A 17,203-nucleotide genomic window follows, 5' to 3' on the forward strand; every position below is an offset into this window, starting at 1 on the left:
ATGGCCTTCGACCTGGCCGTCGTCCAATTCTGCCCACTGAAGGGCGACCTCGCCGGCAACATCGACCGGTTGGGGGCTGCGGTCCGCCAAGCGTCGTCCGAAGGGGCCGGGCTCGTCGTCTTCCCCGAGGCCTCGTTGACCGGTTACTTCCTGGAAGCGGGAGTGGACGAACTGGCCCTGGGGCGGGAGACCCTGCTGGAGCGGGTCTCTGCCGCAGTCGGCCCGCTCGACCGACAAATCGACGTCGCCCTGGGCTTCTATGAAGCCACCGACACCAAGTCGGCCAATAGCGCGGCCTACCTGACGCTTGGCCCCGAGGGCGACCGGCTCCTCACCGTCTACCGCAAGTTCTTTCCCCCTACCTACCACGTGTTCGACGAGACTCGTTTTGTGACCTGGGGCAACGAACTCGGGGTCGTGGACACCCGGTTCGGTCGGGTCGGCCTCCTCATCTGCGAGGACATGTGGCACTCCGTGATGCCGGCCCTGCTCGCCGTGGCCGGTTGCGACCTCCTCCTCGTCCACGCGGCGACCCCCGCCCGCGGCTTTTCCGCCTCCCGCCCGGCCAACGTGCTGCGCTACGAGACGATGGCGACGTCCATGGCGGTGGAGCACGGGTGCTACGTCGCCGTGTCCATGCTTGTCGGCTTTGAAGGCGGCAAGGGCCTGGTGGGCGGAAGCATGGTCGTCGATCCCGACGGCGAGACCATCGTGCAGGCACCCGACCTCGGTGAGGCCGCCTTGCTCGCCCCCGTCGACCTCGACCGGTGCGCCCAGGCCCGCCGGCGCTCTCCGATCCTCGCCGACCTTCAGGCGCGTTGGCACGACGTCGTCGCGGCGGCCGGCCGACTAGCCCCCTCCCCAGACCCCGTCACTTGATGGCCGACCTCGACCTTTCCCCGGCGCAGTGGATATGGTGGCCCAGCGAACGGACACTTCCGAACACGGTCGTCCTGTTCCGCAAGGTGATCGAACTCCCTGCCGTGCCGGTCACCGCGAAAGGTTGGGTGTGCGCCGACAGCCGGTACCGCCTGTGGGTCAACGGCAAGCGCGTCCAATGGGGGCCGTCGCCGGGCGACCCACGCCGTCTGGAGGCCGACCCGCTCGACCTCACTGGTCTCCTGCGGACAGGTACGAACGTAATCGGGGCTGAGGTCGTCCACTTCGGCCAGGGCGAGGGCACATGGCCTTTCGGCAAACCTGGATTCATTCTTCACCTTTTGGTGGATGACCTCCCAGTCGTCACCGACACGACCTGGAAATGCGTCGTTGACCGTGGCCGTCCTCCCGGACAGCACCGCCGTTCGTACCTCCGTGCTTGGCAAGAGGTGCACGACCTCCGTCGTTCACCGACTGGTTGGCTCGAGTCTGACTTCGATGAACATGGCTGGCGTGACGCCCGCCTGATTGACTGCGGCGGCGCGCGGAGCCCCGTCAGTTCGTCCTACCTGGACTACCAGAACGACACATGGATCATTGACGCTTCCGTGAGCACACTTCGCGCCCGCTCCGTGCCGATGATGGCCGAGGAGCTAGTCCCTGCGCGCCACGTGGAGAGTTTCTCGCTGAAGTGGGACGGCCCCGTCGACGACTGGTTTGACTTCCGCACACCAGGAATCTACACGGCCTCACCAATCCCGGTGGTGTCTGTCGCCCCTCATCAACCAGACGGTGAGTCTGTCGCCATGACGTTTGACATCGGTACGGAGAAGGTCGGCTTCCCCGTCCTCGACCTCTCCGCCCCGGCTGGGACTGTGGTCGAAGTGATCTGTCACGAAAGCAAAGCGCCGGGGCAAACCCTCCTGGACACCCAAATCTTCAGTTGGTCGAGGTTCATCTGCGCCGAGGGCCGAAACGTCCTGGAACCCTTAGATTACGAGGCCGCCAAGTTCATCCAGGTACACGTCCACGCCAACCAGGGCGAAGTCAAGGTGAACGGTGTGGCGTTGCGGTCTCGCACCCTGCCGTTCCGGCACCGGCCCGACATCACCGTTTCCGATCCGGCGCTCCAGAGGGTCATTGACGCCGACCTCCAGACCGTCCGCAACTCGTGTCAAGACAATGTCGTCGACGGGATGGGGCGGGAGCGGCAGCAATACTCCGGTGACTGCAGCCACCAACTGCATGTCGCACGGCTGATGTTCGGCGACTCCCGACCGTCCGCCCGATTTCTGCGCACCTTCGTCCTCGGCCAACTGTCGTCCGGCGTGTGGTGTGACAGTTGGCCGGCCGTCGACCGGCTCAACCGCCTATGGCAGAAGGAGATGGGACTCTCCTACTGGGGTCCGATCGTCGACCACAGTATCGGGTTCCTCCTCGACCATGTCAACCATTTAGTTGAAGCGGGCGATGCCACGCCGCTGAAGGAGAACTGGCCTGCGGTTGCTGAGTTCCTCCGGTTCTGCTTGCGCCACGTGGACAAGGATGGACTGTTGCCGGCGTCCGGGATCAGCGGTTGCACAGTCTGGATCGACCACCTGGCCTTCCAACGGCAAGACGACCGGACCGCCGCGCTCAACCTCTATCTGGCCCACGCCTTGCGTGAGTTGGCCGCCGTTCAAGGCATTGTCGGGGCGACATTTGAGCGTGACTTGACCAAGTGGTCGAATGAGATTGTCCGGAGCGTGGAGCGGCGGTACGGCCACGCGGGGCTGGTGTGGGCGCGCCCACCGACGGAGACGGACAACGGCCGCCTTGACGACCGGAGCCTCTCGACCGTCTGTCTTCTCCGCGACGACAAAGAGGCGCTGCGTGTGCTTGAAGAAAAGTCGCCGCTCCTCGGTGAGAGCTATCCGGCGAACCGGTACTGGCCTTACCGTGTGCGCGCTGCCCAAGGGTCGTTGGCCAAGCTCTTCCGGGAAATCACCGACGAGTGGGGGACGATGGTGAGCGTCCGGAAGAACGGCACCGTCCAAGAGTTCTGGGACGCCAAGGAGGGCACCACCGCGCTCATGAGCCATTGCGCGGTCGCTCCCCTCGCGGCGGTCGTCTGGGGCCTCTTTGGCCTTGAGCCAAGGCTGCACGAGGGGGCGTATTCGATCAGGCCGCGTCTCGGGGGATTGGCGCATTGGGAGGGCACCCTGCACCTTGGCGACCATCCTCTGCACATCCGGGCATGGCGAGACGGTGACACAGGCCGAGCAGAGATCCTTGCCCCGTCTGGTCTCCGAGGCACCCTTCGCTCCGGCCCAGCCGAGCTCCTACCCGGCGAAAAGCAGACCGTCTCCATTGGCTTGGACTAGCACGGCCCGCCTTGGGCCTGATGCAACCCGGGGCTGCCGTTGTCGTCAAGAGTGGTGTGAAGAACCGCGGGTCGTTCCCCTGGATGTCGCTCCTGCCCGTGCTGGCCGGCCTCGCCTACGGTGCGTCGCCGGTCGACCTCATCCCCGACGTCGTCCCCGTGCTCGGGTGGGTCGACGACGCGTTCGTCGTGCCCGTCTCGCTCGCCCTGACCGCGTGGGCGCTGTGGCGTCGCTACCGTCGGTCGCCGAGGCGACAGCCGGTCCCCGTGGAGTCGCGCACCGTCCGCTGATCGGGCAGACGCGCCAAAAGGCGGCAGGCTCAAGTAGAATCACAAGAGTTTTCCCCAGTGCACAACTGGTGAAGGCGAGGCCAGGACGGCCGAGACAATCAGGGACGATGCGCTACCTCAGCTTCTTCAGCGGAGCTCTGGGGCTTGACCTTGGCCTGGAACGTGCAGGCTGGGAATGCCTTGGGGCCAACGAACTCGACCGCCACTGCCTGGCGACCGCTCGGGCAAACCGCCCGCGTCTGCCCTTGGTCGAAGGCGACGTCCGCCACCTTGACCCCGGGGCCTTGCGCCGTCGGCTAGGCTTTCGCCGGGTCGACGCGGTTGTCGGTGGGCCCCCGTGCCAAGCGTTCTCGACCGCCGGGCGCCGCCAGGGGTTGAACGACGCGCGGGGCAACGTCTTCCTGCACTTCGTCGACTTGGCCACCGCATTGGAGCCCCGGACGATCGTCATCGAGAATGTCAGGGGACTCCTCAGCGCCCCGCTCACCCACGTCCCCCACGCCCAACGTGACGGCCTGGCGGCCCAGGACGAGCACCGTGCCGGCGGGGCGTTGCGGCTTGTCCTTGACAAACTCTCGGCGGCGGGATACCACGTCAGCTTTGACCTCTACGACGTCTCGCGGTTTGGCGTGCCCCAGGTCAGGGAGCGTGTGGTCTTGGTCGCCGACCGTGAGCACCGTGTGCCCCACCTGGTGCCGACCCACGGCGGCCCGCGCCAGCCGGCGCCGGTCAGTCTCCGTGACGCCCTCGCCGGTCTGGACTCGCCAGGCCCATGGGCCCCGTTGCGCGCGAAGCAACGTATTTTCCTGCCGTTCCTCGGGCCCGGGCAGAACTGGCGCGACTTACCTTCCGAAGACTGGCCCGAAGCCATGGGCGGCGCGCTGACAGCCACAGGAGGTCGCGTCGGTTTCTACCGCCGCCTCGCCTGGGACGAGCCGTCACCGACCCTGACGACCTGCCCGACGATGCCCGCGACCCTGCTCGGCCACCCCACCGCCCTGAGGCCGCTGAGCGTCCGCGAGTACGCCCGTGTCCAGACCTTTCCCGACGACTGGGTGTTCTCCGGGCCACTGGCTGAACAGTACAGGCAGATCGGGAACGCGGTGCCGGTCGATTTCGGCCGCGTCATCGGCGAGCATGTCCTTCGGCCGACCGTCCGGCGGGCCGAGGCACGGACGAGCCGGTATATGGGCACGTGCGACCAGACGTGGGCGGGCATGGCCCCGGGGGCTTGAACGCACCGGAGATCTGTCCAGAACAGGAGATGACGGCGGTCATCATCCGGCAGATTCCAGACGCCTCAAAGGGGCTTTGTCCCTTGAACTGAGGTCGCAGGTCTGGATGCGGCCCCTTCCGTCAGAGGCCGGGTCCGCTAATCCTCACTCGGCGACCTTCAGGACGCTCAGGAACGCCTCCTGAGGCACCTCGATCGAACCGATGTTCTTCATCCGCTTCTTCCCCTTCTTCTGCTTTTCCAGCAGCTTCCGCTTGCGCGAGACGTCGCCGCCGTAGCACTTGGCGATGACGTTCTTCCGGAACGGCTTGATCGAGTCGGCCGAGATGACCTTGGCCCCGATGGCGGCCTGGATGCGGACTTCGAACTGCTGGCGGGGGACGACCTTGCGGAGTTGTTCCACGATCGCCTTGCCGCGCACGTAGGCGAACTGCCGGTTGACGATGAAGGAGAGGGCGTCGACGATGTCGCCGTTGAGCATGATGTCGACCTTGACGAGGTCGCTCGCCTCGTAGCCGCTCAGTTCGTAGTCAAACGAGGCGTAGCCTTTGGTCGATGACTTGAGCTTGTCGAAGAAGTCGAGGAGGATCTCACCGAGCGGCAACTTGTAGTAGAGGATCGCGCGCTTGGGCGAGGGGTATTCGGTGCGGACATACGTGCCGCGGCGGTCCTGGCACAAAGTCATGACCGTGCCCACGTACTCGTTCGGCACCATGACGGTGGCGTCGACGGTCGGCTCCTCGATGGAGTCCAGTTCGTGGGGCTGGGGCATCTCGCTGGGGTTGCTGATGTGCTCGGTGACGCCGTTCGTCCGGTGGACCAGGTAATCGACGGACGGGGCGGTGAGGATAAGGTCGAGGTCGAACTCACGCTCCAGCCGCTCGCGCGCGATGTCCATGTGGAGCAGACCAAGGAACCCGCAACGGAAACCAAAGCCGAGGGCGGCCGAAGTCTCCGGTTCAAAATCAAGCGAGGCGTCGTTGATCTGGAGCTTTTCGATCGCGTCGCGCAAGTCCTGGTAGTCGTCGGCGTCGGTCGGATAGAGGCCGCAATAGACCATGGGCTTGGCTTTGCGGTAACCCGGCAGCGGCTCGACGGCAGGGCGGTCGGCAAGGGTGATCGTGTCGCCGACGGAGGCGTCGCCGATGTTCTTGATCGCCCCGGTGACAAACCCTACCTCGCCGCACTCCAGGGTCTGGCCCCGCTCCAGGGAGGGGCGGAAGACCCCGACTTCATCGACCTGGAACACCTTGCCGGTGCTCATCATCTTGATCTTGTCGCCCGGCCTGACCTGTCCGTCACGGACACGGCAGTAGGCGACGGCACCCTGGTAGCTGTCGAAATGCGAGTCGAAGATCAGGGCGCGCAACGGGCTCGCGGGCTCCCCCGAAGGAGGCGGCACACGCTGGACGATCGCCTCAAGGATGTCCTCGATACCGAGCCCGGTCTTGGCGCTGCAGGGAATGGCGTCGGTGGCGTCTAGGGCGAGGGCGTTCTCGATCTCCTCTTGGGCCATCGTCAGGTCGGCGTGGGGGAGGTCCATCTTGTTGACCACCGGGATGATCACCAAGTTCTGGTTCATCGCCATGCTGGCGTTGGCGATGGTCTGGGCTTCCACACCTTGGGTGGCGTCGACAAGGAGGAGGGCTCCCTCACAAGCATAAAGTGCCCGGCTGACTTCGTAGGTGAAGTCCACGTGCCCCGGAGTGTCGATCAGGTTGAACTGGTAGGTCTGTCCGTCCCGGGCTTTGTAGCTGAGCCGGACGGCCGTCATCTTGATCGTGATGCCGCGCTCGCGTTCCAGCTCCATGGTGTCGAGGCTCTGCTCCTGGGCGGTGCCCCGGACAGCCCCGGTCGCCTCGAGGATGCGGTCCGCAAGGGTGCTCTTCCCGTGGTCGATGTGGGCGATGATGCAAAAGTTGCGGATGTGGGACTGGTCCATAGACGGGCCGGAAACGCGACCGGATTGTACCGGTGCCCGGGGGCAAGGGGCCGGGAAGTAGACTCGGGCGCATGGGCCAGGAGGAGGTGAGAGCACTTGTCGAGGCGGCCAAGGCCGCCAGCCAAGCCGCCTATGCGCCGTACAGCAGGTTCCGGGTCGGGGCGGCGGCCCTCGACGAGCACGGACGCGTCCACGTCGGGTGCAACGTCGAGAACGCCTCGTACGGGCTCAGTGTCTGCGCCGAGCGCAACGCCGTCTTTGCCATGGTCGCCGCGGGAGGGCGGCGTCTCGTCGCCATGGCGGTCTACACCCCGACCCAAGAGGTCACGACGCCCTGCGGGGCGTGCCGGCAGGTGATGATGGAGTTCGGTAAAGGCGCGAGGGTGGTCTGTGCGTGCGACTCGACCGACGTCATGGACCTGGACACCAAAGACCTACTTCCCTTCGCATTTGTGCTGGACTAGTTGCAAGCGCAATGGCAAATGTTGTTTTGTTTTTTCGCTCTCAGCGAAATTTCATTCAGATGTCAAATTGAGCCTGATGTTGCTTCTGTACCATAGGTTGGGCCGCCGGAACCACTTTCCGTGGCCGCATTGGAGCCATGCATATGAAATCCCGAGGGTTCACCCTGATCGAGTTGCTCGTGGTCATCGCCATCATCGCGATCCTCGCAGCTATTCTTTTCCCCGTCTTCGCCCAGGCTAAGGAAGCGGCCAAGCGCACCTCCGACCTTTCTAACCTGAAGCAGTTGAACACGGCCACCCAGATCTATTTGGGCGACTACGACGACGTCTTCCCCATGCTCCGCAACAGCCGAGCGAATTGGAACTGCGGCGGTTCGGCCGCCGACGTCGACTGCGAACAGGTCAACAGCGGCCACATCATGCTGAAGCCGTATGTGAAGAACAAGCAGATCTGGAAGTCTCCGAACGACTCCATGGCCCGCTGCGACTCCAGCGTCACGGGCTACGGCAACGAGCGGGCGACTGGAGGCGTGGTCAGCTACGTCTTCACCTACAACGGCCCGTCCAACGGTTCGCGACCCCAGGCCTACGGCATCGCGGGCTGGGACAGCACCCCGGCAGGCGGCGGTTTCAACGCCAGCTGGTCAGGATCGAAGAACTCGTCCGCCATCGGCGACGTCTCCCAGACCATCTGGATGGTGCCGGACTACATCAGCTGGACCTACTGGAACGGCCTGATGCAGCACCGCAACGACCAGCGCGAATACGCGTTCGAGCCGTCGCAGTTGGCCAACGGCCAGCCGACGTGGCCGAAGGTCGTCCTCATCCCCGGTGTGTGGTGCGACGCTCTCGACGGCATGTCAATGGGTGCCTACAGCGGAACGACGAACTGGTCGTTCGCCGACGGCCACGCCAAGGCGATGAAGCGGAGCGCGATCATGGACCCCATGTGGGCGACTGACCCCGACAACGCCAAGGCCCTGTTCAAGCGGAACCTGATCCACACGGACGCCGCCTACAAGAGCTGATGACTGAGCAGACCAAGAAAGTGTTGGCGATCGTCGCGGCAGTCGTCGCGGTGGGTCTGGCCGCCTTTGGCGCGTACAACTTTGCGACCAGCGGAGAACGCATGGAAGTCGACCATGTCGTCAAACTCCCGCCCGGAACCAAGTCCATGCGCGACCAAGAGGTCGAGAACATGAAGGGTGGCGGAGCCGCCCCGACCGAAAACACTGGCAAGGGCAAAATCGACGTGGCGGGCGGTGACGCGCTCGCCGGAAACTAGGCATAACTGGCCCAATAGCGGACGCCGGCCTCTGACGAGGCCGGCGTCCGTCGTCATTTCAGTGGGATGACGGCCGGGTTGGTCGGACCGAAGGCCACGTTATGCTGGAGTGTCGCCTTCAACGTCCCGCCGGTGAAGTCGAGCGTCCAGGTGTCCACAAACGGCGTGGTGTCGTAGCAGACCTTCACTTGCATCACCTGCGGGGCCGTCCAGCCGCCCGAGACCGAGATGTGCTTGGCCCCGTCACCCATGTTCGGGTGGGTCCGCCCCAGAATCTCTCCGCCGTCCGTCCAGGTGCCACTGTGGGGGTTCCAGGCCAGCTTCGCGCCCGTCATCTCGACCGACAGCCAGGGCCCGCGCCCGCCCGACATGAGAGTGATCCCGCTCAAGCCCCAGTCGTTCTTGGCGAATCGGAACTCCTTGCCAAAGGGAAGGCCGTCGGCGGGGCGGGCCGACGCGATGACGGGTGGGAGCACCAGCGACTTCATCTTCTCCGCCAAACGGGCGTCACCCTCTGCGTCGTCAGGGAGTGGTGCGGGTCGCAATTCTGGCAAGAGCTTGTCCCACAAGACATTCAGAACGCCTTGGTAGTCGTTCGACCCGCTGGTGATGGCGACGACGCAGTCTTGCTCGGGCATCACGACCATGAACTGACAAAACGCCCCGTCGCCCCGGTATGCGCCGTGGCGGCAGCGCCAAAACTGGAACCCGTATCCTTGGCTCCAGTCGCTGTCCGGGTCACTCCCGTTGCTGGCCTGCTTACTGGTCGCCAGGTCGACCCAGGCGGCCGGCACCAGGCGTTTGCCACCGTACTCGCCCCTCCGGAGCAACATCTGCCCCATCTTGGCGACGTCCTCGGTGCGGAGGTTGAGCCCGAAGCCGCCCCAGTCCACCTTCTCGTCGCTCTGGTCCCATTGCGGCTTGGCGATACCCAATGGCTCGAAGAGCCGGGGCATGAGGTAGTCGGCCAGGGTCTGGCCGCTCGTCTTCTGGGCGACGTAGGAGAGCATGTAGGTCGCCGGCGTGTTGTAGTGCCACAGCGTGCCCGGCTTGTGGCCGACTTTCGTGCCCAAAAACGCGACGCTTGGGCGCCCGCCCCCGAAGGGGAACCGGTCGATGTCCGCCTCACTTTGTCCCGTGGACATGCACAGCATGTCGCGCAGGCGCATTTCGTTGATTTGGTTGGCCGGGTCGGTGCTCTTGGCCTCGGGGAAGTATTGGACAAGACGGTCGTTGATGCTCAACTTCCCCTCGGTCTGGAGCATGCCGACCGCCGTTGACGTGAAGCTCTTGCTCAAGGAGAACAGCATGTGCGGCTTGTCGGCCGCGTACGGCTTCCACCATCCCTCGGCCACAACATGGCCGTGGCGGACCACCATCAGGCTATGGAGGTGGTCGATCTTGGCCTCAAATGTGTCGACCAGGTCGACGAGGGCGCGGGACGAGACGCCTTGTGCCTCGGGTTTGCTTCGGGGGAGGGGTTGGGCGGAGGCGATCACGGGCAAGACAGCTATTGCGGCGGCGGCGACCTTCATCAGGTCATATGTACCTGGACAACCGTCTTCCCCACCGCCCTGTCGGCGATGGGGAAGACGGCGGCATAGCGTCAGTCGTGGACGGTCTGCTGGGTTTTGACCCCGATCCCGCGTCGGCGGAGTTGGTCGATGAAGGCATGGCCCCCCATCGCCTTCTCGTACGGGACCGCACCCTTGGCGACGTTTCCGGCGACGACTTCTTGGGCGATGATCGAGGTCGAGAAGCCCGTCAGCCGCTCCATGCTGGTGAAACCCGTCGCCTCGTCCTGCCGGTCGAAGATGTCGACCTGGACTGAGGTTGCTTTACCGCCTTTCGTGCCGTGTCCGACTCCCCGGACGGCGCACATGTCCTTGTCCACAAACTGGGCGAGCTTGGGCCCGAACACCGCGTTGAAGACGTCTTTCGGACAAACCGACGTGCCCTTGACATCGACCTGTCCCTCGTTCCAAAAGCCGAAGTCCTTGAAGATTTTCATGAGGTGGGCGTGGCCCGGGAACCGGATCGTCTTGTACTCATAGTTCTTCACTTGGCCTTGGAGGGTGTACGGCGCGGTGGACGTGCCACCGCTCGTGACGAACGCCTCCATCTCGCCAAGAGGCTCGACGTGCAGGCTCTCCACCTCGGTCAGGGTGGGGATCATCGTGATCTGGCCGTCGCGGAGGGCGACCGCCTCGTAGTCGTACTCGGTGACCAAACCTTCGACGTTGAAGGTCAGCTTATAGTTGAACGGGGGTTTGGGGTTCTGGGGGAGGACACCGCAGTACAGCTTTACCGAGTCGCAATGGTCCATCGACTCGATGAGATAGAGGCCGATGTTGTTGACCAAACCCGGCGCCAGGCCGGTGTCGGGGACAAGGGTGACCCCCGCTTCCTTCGCCCTTTCGTCCATGGCGAGGGTTTTCTGGGTGATATCGGTGTTGCCACCTAGGTCCACCATGTCGGTCATGGACTCGATCGCCACCTCGGCGATCTGCGGGTGCATCCAGTAGGGGACGCAACTGAGGACGATGTCGGCCCGGTCCAGAAAAGCCCGGAGCGAGGCGCGGTCAAGCGCGTCGACCTTGACCGGCTCGCAGACCTGGCGCCCGACCAGCTTGTTGACGCGGTCGGCGGCCCGTGTGGCGCTCTCGATGTCGGCGTCACCCATCAGCACGGCCGCCGGATCGGCGAACTGGGCGAGGTCATATGCGGCAGCAGTTCCCTGCATGCCCGAGCCGAGGATCGCGAAAGTGTTTTGCATACCTGGGGGGGTCTCCTAGCGACTGTCGGGGGTGGGCGTCATTGCCCGCCGCCTCCCCCCAGTCGGCTGAGCCAGATTACCGGCCTCTAGCATTGTCGGGCCACTGTCAGCCGGACTAAAGAACCGGGACCTGACCTCAATTGTCCGGCCATCCAATGATGACCAGAGGTATCCTGCGCCCTTGAGTGGGAGGCAGGTGACATCCTGCCGCAGACCACCGAGGTGACACGTGCGCCAGAACATCCGCAAGAAAACCAAAGTCTCCCAACGCTTCGCCGCCGCCGTCCAAAAGGTGGACCTGACCAAGTTCCATGACGTCGCCGAAGCCATCGCCGCCGTCAAGGGCGCCGCGTCCGCCAAGTTTGTCGAGGGCGTCGATCTCTCGGTGAAGCTCGGCGTCGACCCCCGAAAGGGCGACCAAAACGTCCGCGGCACGACGAGCCTGCCCCATGGCACGGGCCGCAAGCAGACCGTGGCCGTCCTCGCCAAGGGCGATTTGGCCCGGGAGGCGACCGCCGCCGGAGCCGACCACGTCGGAGACGAAGACTTGATCAAGAAGATCCAAGACGGGTTCAAGGACTTCGACGTCGTCCTCGCCACCAGCGACATGGCCCCCCAGATCGGCAAAATCGGCCGCGTCCTCGGCCCCAAGACGCCGAACAAGAAGAACGGCACCGTCACCGACGCCATCGGTGACGCCGTGAAGGAGATCAAGTCGGCCGCCCGCGTCGAGTACCGCGTGGACAAGGCTGGCGTCGTCAACATGCCGGTCGGCCGCGTCAACTTCACCGACGAGCAACTCTTGGACAACGTCAACACCGCGATCGACGCCCTCGTGAAAGCCAAGCCGTCGTCATCGAAGGGCCGCTACCTCCAGAGCGTGACGCTCTCCAGCACGATGGGGCCCGGAGTCAAAATCGACCAAGCCCTGGCATCAAAGTCGGCCGGCCACTGAGCCCAATTACCACAGGCCCCTCCCCAACCGGGAGGGGCCTGTTTCTTTGTCTTAGACCAGCTGCCGGAACTGGTGCTTGCCGACTTTCAGCACCTTGCCCTTGAGGTCAGCGACAGCGACTTTGCCGAAGGGGTCGACGTGCTTCACCCCGTCGAGGGACACGCCCCCTTGCTTGATCACGTCCCGGGCCGCGCCGTTCGACTTGGCGAGCCCGAGCGCGGCGATGAGGTTGGCCAAAGGCACCGCCCCGTCGACGGAGAGTTCGGGAGGGATAGCCGCCGGCTCGGCCTCGATAGGCTGATGACGCTTGCTGAACGTCTCGACAAAGTACCGCTCCTCCTCGTCGGCCGCTTCGGCGGTGTGGTAGAGGGTGACGATCTCCTTGGCCAGGCGCACCTTGGCGTCCCGCGGGTTCTTCCCTTCGCCCAGCATTCTCCTCACCTCGTCCATCGGCACGTCGGTGCACAGTTCGAACCAGTTCTCGATCAGGTCGTCGGGGATCGACATCGTCTTGCCGAACATCTCGCGCGGCGTTTCGACGACGCTGATGTAATTGCCCAGCGACTGCGACATCTTCTCTTTGCCGTCCGTGCCGACGAGAAGCGGGCACAGCATGACGACCTGCGGCTCCATGCCGTACTGCTCCATCAGCGTCCGACCGACGAGGTTGTTGAACATCTGGTCGTTGCCGCCCAGTTCGATGTCCGCTTTCAGTTCGACGGAGTCCATACCCTGGCACAGGGGGTACATGATCTCGTGCATCGCGATCGGCTGGTGCGCCTCCCAGCGCTTGGAGAAGTCGTCGCGCTCCATGATCCGCGCCACGGTCGTACGGGCGCACAGGCGGATGACGTCCTCAAAGGTCATCGCGCCGAGCCAGTCCTTGTTGTAGCTGATCTCGGTCTTGGCCGGGTCAAGGATCTTGTAGAACTGCTGGCTGACCGCGTCCACGTTGGCCTGCACTTCCTCGCGGCTCAGTTGCTTGCGTGTCTTGCTCTTGCCGCTCGGGTCACCGATCATCGCGGTGAAATCGCCGATGACCAAGCATGCCGTGTGCCCAAGACGCTGAAAGTCGCGGAGCTTGCGCAAGACGACCGCCCAGCCCAAGGTGACATGCGCCGCTGTCGGGTCGACGCCCAGTTTGACGCGCAACGGTTTGCCCGAAGCGAGCTTCTTGCGCAGGTCCGCTTCGTTGTAAATCTCGGTGGTCCCCCGTCGTAGGAAGGCCAGCTGCTCGTCAATCGTCATCCGAGCATGGATTGTACCGGCGGCCCGCCCGCGGCGAACCTGACCACCCCTTAACCGAGGGCCTCCGCGACGGCCTTGGCGTACCTTGCCGCCGCCCCGGCGTTTGCCCTGACCAAATCCCGGGCGGACTGGCCCATCTGGAGTCTCAAGGCAGTGTCGGCGAGAATCTCGACAAGGGCCTCGGCCAAGGACGCCGCGTCGGCGCAGACCCGCGAGGATCCGGTCTCCCCGGCCAGCCGGGCGACGTCCCGGAAGTTCTGCATGTGCGGCCCGTGCAGCACGGGCTTGCCGTGTGCCAGGGGCTGGATGATGTTTTGGCCGCCGTAATCGCCGAACCCGCCGCCGATCACGACGACGTCCGCCAGAGAATAAACCGAAGCCAGCTCACCATAGGTGTCGAGGAGCAGGTACCGGCCCGACTCTCCCTTGCTCCGTAAGGCCACAGACCCGAGCCTGGACGCGACGGACGAGGCTAGGTCGGGGACCCGCTCCAGATGCCTCGGCGCATGCACGACCCAGACCTGCCCCAGCCGATGGTCGGCCAACGCCTCCACCACGAGGCGCTCTTCGTCCTCACCACGGGTCGATCCGACCACGACGACCTGCGCCTCGGCCGGTATGCCGAGCGTCGCCTTCCATGTCACCGGGTCGGCGTCCAGACCGCCGATGGCCTCGTCGAACTTGCAGTTCCCGACGACCACGACGTCGGCAGCCCCCAAGGAACGGAACCGCCCGGCGTCCGCCTCGCTTTGGGCCATCACCTGGTCCACCTCGCCGAAGAGTGCCTTGAAGTACGGCTTCGCCAGCCGGTCCAGCCGGTAGGCCCGGTCACTGATGCGCCCGTTGAGCACCATGGTCCGCGCCCCGACGTTGCGCGACGCCCAGAGGAAGTTGAGCCACAACTCGGTCTCCATGACCGCGACGACGCGAGGCTTGAACCGGTGGACCGCGGCGACGACAAACCGCATGACGTCCATGGGGAAGTAGACGACATGGTCGGCGAGTCCCTGGAGTCCGTCCGTCGCCGTCTTGTGCCCCGAGGACGTCGTGACACTGACCAAGACCTCGATGTCTGGCCTCAGCCGCCTAAGCTCAGCAAGGACCGGCTTGGCCGCGATCACCTCGCCTACCGAAACCGCGTGGAGCCAGACCCGCTCCGAACCCTCGCGCAACGTCAGCTGATATTCGCCCGACCGCTGCTTCCAATCCACCGGCTCCTTCCGGCGCGAAGTCCGCCAGAGCATCCACGGCACCCACAGGGGCGAGAGGAACGTGAGGAGCAGGTTATACAGCCAGATCATGCCCGGTGACCCGGCGGAACGCCTCAAGGTACTTGGCGCGGGTGTTGGTGATCACGTCGTCGGGAAGCGCCGGCCCGGGAGGAGTCTTGTCCCAACCGGTCGACTCTAGATAGTCCCGGACGTACTGCTTGTCAAAGCCCAGCTGGGGGCCCCCGGGCCTGTGCTCCTCGGCCAGCCAGAACCGGCTGGAGTCTGGCGTCAGCGCCTCGTCGATCCAAATCACGCCGTCGTCGGTCAGACCGAACTCAAACTTTGTGTCAGCAAGGATCAGGCCGACCGAACGGGCATGGTCGGACGCGGCGGCAAAAAGTTCCATCGTCCAGCCCCGTACCTGGTCGGCGACTTCCCTGCCGACGATGTCGGCCGCCTCGTCAAAGCTGATGTTCATGTCGTGCCCTTCTTCGGCCTTCGTCGCCGGGGTGAACACGGCCTGGGGTAGCCGGTCGCCCTCGACAAGTCCGTCGGGCAGGTCGACTCCGTACAGGCGTCGGGCCCCGGTGCGGTACTCCTTGGCCCAGCTTCCCGCCAGGTACCCGCGGGCGACGCACTCGATCGCAAGCGGCTTGGCTTTGCGCGCCACCGTACACCTTCCGGCCAGTTCGGGGCGTACCCCGACCCGCGCGGAGACCTCGGCGTCGGCCGCCGAGACGACGTGGTGGGGGCAGAGATGGCCGAGCCGGTCAAACCAGTAGGCGCTCATCTGGTTGAGGATCCGGCCCTTGTCGGGTACGCCCGTCGCCATGACGACGTCAAAGGCGCTGATCCGGTCGGTCGCGACAATAAGCAACTCCGACCCGAGGTCGTAAACCTCACGGACCTTGCCGCGCCGAGGGGGCGGCAAGTCGGGCAAGCGGGACTCAAGCAAGGCCGGGGACATCGTGTCCCCGATTATGCCGGGCCTCAGTCGGTGATGGCGGCGAAGGGGTAGGCCTCGCGAGTCCGGTTCACGACCGCCTCGTACTGCTCGATGCAAGTAGCGATTTCGTCAGGGTTGTTCCCGGCGTAAGCCAGAGCAGCCCGTAGTTCGCGCTCACTGAGGGAGTTGTACGCCTGTTTCAATTCGGCGACGGAGCCGACCCGGCGGAACACGCGCACGACCTCCCAGACCGCGACGTGGGTGTCCACGATGCGGGCGACCCCGTGGCCGTCGTGCTCGACGAGGCCGTCGGTAAGGTCGCCGGTGTTGTTCCGGTACCCCTCCAGCCTGACGTCAAGTTCGTCGGACTCCACCATGAGCACGGCGGCGCAACAAGTCGCGTCAAGCCCACCGTCGTCAAGGGCCATCAAGGCTAGTTCTTCGAATTCGGCGGGCAACGCCTGTTTCAGGGAACGGACGAAACCTTCAAACCGTTCAGGTTGCGTCTTGGCCATCCGCCGCAGCTGGTCGACCAGCCACATTTCTGTTGTTTGGGACATATGGTGCGTCCTCGTCTCTAAGGTTTGTCTGGGCCATGGCAGCCCGTGACGAGGAACCACGCTGTTCCGTTCGGTCCCCACAATACCACATCCTGTCCGATTTACCGTTTCGGCCACGCAAGCCCGGGCGGAGTCAGCCCAGGCCGCGGAAGAAGTCGCTCAACATCGCCCGGTACTCCGGGCCGTGGTCCAACCGGGCCTGGCCGTGCTCGCTCCCCGAAAAGACGACGACGTGGATGTTCTCGGCCGCCGACTTGAGCTTGTCCACGCGAGACTGCGGCACGAGTGAGTCACGTGACCCATACGCCAGGAGCACCGGACGGCCCTTGTAGGGCCTCAACAGGTCGGCGAGCACGACGACCTTCGGACGGATGCCGACAACGGCCGCACCCAGCCACTTGACCGGCAGAAGGACTTTGCTCGCTCCCCGGAACGCGATGAACTCCCACCAGCCGTCGATCGCCTCGTCAAGGCTGCCGTAGGCGCCGTCGAGAAACAAGGCTTCAACATCGTCGGGCCGGGCCGCCGCCACCCGGGCGCACGAGACGCCGCCCATGCTGCTTCCGACCAAGACCACCCGCGCCTCGGGCTTCCTGGCCCGCACCCAATCCAAGGCCGCCTCGACGTCCAAGGTCTCGTCGATGCCCAGGCCCACCCGCCGGCCCCCGCTCTTGCCGTGGCGGCGCAGGTCGAAGAACACCGACGACCACCCCTGGTCGGCAAGAAGCTGCGCATAGGGGGCGAACTCGCAACGGTTCATGAGGTAGCCGTGGACGCAGACGGCGACCTTGTCGCCGCCGACGTCGGTCAGCCATCCGGAAAGGTGGACACCGTCGCGGGTCGTGAACACCACGTCCTCTTGGGGCAGGCCGACCATGGCGGGGCCGAACCACTGCACGATCCGCATCGGCTTCAGACTGAACACCGTGGCCCCGACAATGACGAGGACGTAAAGCCCGGCCAAGGCCAGAAGAACGGTCCAGACAAGGGTCACCTGGTCAAATCCTCTAGAATAGGAGACCACGCGGACAAGGGACACACGACAGAAAC

16 protein-coding genes are annotated in these 17,203 nt (G+C 64.8%); 8 read left to right on the forward strand and 8 right to left on the reverse strand.

Translation table 11 applies throughout. The features are described 5' to 3' along the window. The 4 genes from KF857_07835 to KF857_07850 all read left to right on the forward strand — a co-directional run bounded on the left by KF857_07835 (nt 1) and on the right by KF857_07850 (nt 4,767). Complete coding sequence (locus tag KF857_07835) at nt 1-879, forward strand: hypothetical protein (protein ID MBX3111905.1); 879 nt, start codon at nt 1-3, stop codon at nt 877-879. Next, a complete protein-coding gene (locus tag KF857_07840) occupies nt 879-3,242 on the forward strand; it encodes an alpha-L-rhamnosidase N-terminal domain-containing protein (GenBank protein ID MBX3111906.1) in 2,364 nt (787 codons plus the stop codon). Before KF857_07835 ends, KF857_07840 begins: the two co-directional genes overlap by 1 nt. 56 nt (nt 3,243-3,298) lie before the next feature. Beyond that, nucleotides 3,299-3,532, forward strand: a complete 234-nt coding sequence (locus tag KF857_07845) for a DUF1232 domain-containing protein (GenBank protein MBX3111907.1) — start codon at nt 3,299-3,301, stop codon at nt 3,530-3,532. Between the two features lie 107 nt (nt 3,533-3,639). Next, nucleotides 3,640-4,767, forward strand: coding sequence for a DNA cytosine methyltransferase (locus tag KF857_07850; GenBank protein MBX3111908.1), 1,128 nt, complete (start codon nt 3,640-3,642; stop codon nt 4,765-4,767). A gap of 144 nt (nt 4,768-4,911) precedes the next feature. Here KF857_07850 and lepA read toward each other — a convergent pair whose 3' ends face one another. Then, nucleotides 4,912-6,708: a translation elongation factor 4 gene (gene lepA, locus KF857_07855; GenBank protein MBX3111909.1), complete on the reverse strand. Its 1,797-nt coding sequence runs from the start codon at nt 6,706-6,708 to the stop codon at nt 4,912-4,914. A gap of 71 nt (nt 6,709-6,779) precedes the next feature. Between lepA and KF857_07860 the strand changes: the two genes are divergently transcribed. From KF857_07860 to KF857_07870, 3 genes are all read left to right on the forward strand, one after another. After that, on the forward strand, nt 6,780-7,172 hold the full coding sequence (locus tag KF857_07860; protein MBX3111910.1) for a cytidine deaminase: 393 nt from the start codon (nt 6,780-6,782) through the stop codon (nt 7,170-7,172). A 143-nt stretch (nt 7,173-7,315) separates the two neighbouring features. Further along, nucleotides 7,316-8,200 carry a prepilin-type N-terminal cleavage/methylation domain-containing protein gene (locus tag KF857_07865; GenBank protein MBX3111911.1) on the forward strand — a complete coding sequence of 295 codons (885 nt, stop codon included), beginning with the start codon at nt 7,316-7,318 and terminating at the stop codon, nt 8,198-8,200. Beyond that, complete coding sequence (locus tag KF857_07870) at nt 8,200-8,457, forward strand: hypothetical protein (GenBank protein MBX3111912.1); 258 nt, start codon at nt 8,200-8,202, stop codon at nt 8,455-8,457. Before KF857_07865 ends, KF857_07870 begins: the two co-directional genes overlap by 1 nt. Before the next feature lie 53 nt (nt 8,458-8,510). Here KF857_07870 and KF857_07875 read toward each other — a convergent pair whose 3' ends face one another. Continuing rightward, on the reverse strand, nt 8,511-9,992 hold the full coding sequence (locus KF857_07875; protein MBX3111913.1) for a serine hydrolase: 1,482 nt from the start codon (nt 9,990-9,992) through the stop codon (nt 8,511-8,513). Nucleotides 9,993-10,063: 71 nt separating this feature from the next. After that, nucleotides 10,064-11,233 (reverse strand): saccharopine dehydrogenase NADP-binding domain-containing protein, encoded by a 1,170-nt coding sequence (locus KF857_07880; protein ID MBX3111914.1) that lies wholly within the window; start codon nt 11,231-11,233, stop codon nt 10,064-10,066. Between the two features lie 241 nt (nt 11,234-11,474). Between KF857_07880 and rplA the strand changes: the two genes are divergently transcribed. Beyond that, on the forward strand, nt 11,475-12,188 hold the full coding sequence (gene rplA / locus KF857_07885) for a 50S ribosomal protein L1 (GenBank protein MBX3111915.1): 714 nt from the start codon (nt 11,475-11,477) through the stop codon (nt 12,186-12,188). A 51-nt stretch (nt 12,189-12,239) separates the two neighbouring features. On the opposite strand, the gene KF857_07890 is transcribed toward rplA, so the two are convergent. From KF857_07890 to KF857_07910, 5 genes are all read right to left on the reverse strand, one after another. Beyond that, nucleotides 12,240-13,436 carry a tyrosine--tRNA ligase gene (locus tag KF857_07890; GenBank protein ID MBX3111916.1) on the reverse strand — a complete coding sequence of 399 codons (1,197 nt, stop codon included), beginning with the start codon at nt 13,434-13,436 and terminating at the stop codon, nt 12,240-12,242. Nucleotides 13,437-13,486: 50 nt separating this feature from the next. Beyond that, nucleotides 13,487-14,737 (reverse strand): hypothetical protein, encoded by a 1,251-nt coding sequence (locus KF857_07895; protein MBX3111917.1) that lies wholly within the window; start codon nt 14,735-14,737, stop codon nt 13,487-13,489. Next, complete coding sequence (locus KF857_07900; GenBank protein ID MBX3111918.1) at nt 14,721-15,614, reverse strand: phosphoribosylaminoimidazolesuccinocarboxamide synthase; 894 nt, start codon at nt 15,612-15,614, stop codon at nt 14,721-14,723. The genes KF857_07895 and KF857_07900 overlap by 17 nt, the downstream gene beginning before the upstream one ends. Before the next feature lie 23 nt (nt 15,615-15,637). After that, a complete protein-coding gene (locus tag KF857_07905; protein ID MBX3111919.1) occupies nt 15,638-16,153 on the reverse strand; it encodes a DUF433 domain-containing protein in 516 nt (171 codons plus the stop codon). A gap of 133 nt (nt 16,154-16,286) precedes the next feature. Then, nucleotides 16,287-17,192 carry an alpha/beta fold hydrolase gene (locus KF857_07910; GenBank protein ID MBX3111920.1) on the reverse strand — a complete coding sequence of 302 codons (906 nt, stop codon included), beginning with the start codon at nt 17,190-17,192 and terminating at the stop codon, nt 16,287-16,289. Nucleotides 17,193-17,203: the final 11 nt, after the last annotated feature.

The organism is Fimbriimonadaceae bacterium (genome assembly GCA_019638795.1).
Classification (GTDB): domain Bacteria; phylum Armatimonadota; class Fimbriimonadia; order Fimbriimonadales; family Fimbriimonadaceae; genus JAHBTB01.

Coding starts and splice junctions, on each gene's coding strand:
- KF857_07835 (MBX3111905.1), top strand. CDS start 1: ATGGCCTTCGACCTGGCCGTCGTCCAATTCTGCCCACTGAAGGGCGAC.
- KF857_07840 (MBX3111906.1), top strand. CDS start 879: ATGGCCGACCTCGACCTTTCCCCGGCGCAGTGGATATGGTGGCCCAGC.
- KF857_07850 (MBX3111908.1), top strand. CDS start 3,640: ATGCGCTACCTCAGCTTCTTCAGCGGAGCTCTGGGGCTTGACCTTGGC.
- lepA (MBX3111909.1), bottom strand. CDS start 6,708: ATGGACCAGTCCCACATCCGCAACTTTTGCATCATCGCCCACATCGAC.
- KF857_07860 (MBX3111910.1), top strand. CDS start 6,780: ATGGGCCAGGAGGAGGTGAGAGCACTTGTCGAGGCGGCCAAGGCCGCC.
- KF857_07865 (MBX3111911.1), top strand. CDS start 7,316: ATGAAATCCCGAGGGTTCACCCTGATCGAGTTGCTCGTGGTCATCGCC.
- KF857_07870 (MBX3111912.1), top strand. CDS start 8,200: ATGACTGAGCAGACCAAGAAAGTGTTGGCGATCGTCGCGGCAGTCGTC.
- KF857_07875 (MBX3111913.1), bottom strand. CDS start 9,992: ATGAAGGTCGCCGCCGCCGCAATAGCTGTCTTGCCCGTGATCGCCTCC.
- KF857_07880 (MBX3111914.1), bottom strand. CDS start 11,233: ATGCAAAACACTTTCGCGATCCTCGGCTCGGGCATGCAGGGAACTGCT.
- KF857_07890 (MBX3111916.1), bottom strand. CDS start 13,436: ATGACGATTGACGAGCAGCTGGCCTTCCTACGACGGGGGACCACCGAG.
- KF857_07895 (MBX3111917.1), bottom strand. CDS start 14,737: ATGATCTGGCTGTATAACCTGCTCCTCACGTTCCTCTCGCCCCTGTGG.
- KF857_07900 (MBX3111918.1), bottom strand. CDS start 15,614: ATGTCCCCGGCCTTGCTTGAGTCCCGCTTGCCCGACTTGCCGCCCCCT.
- KF857_07905 (MBX3111919.1), bottom strand. CDS start 16,153: ATGTCCCAAACAACAGAAATGTGGCTGGTCGACCAGCTGCGGCGGATG.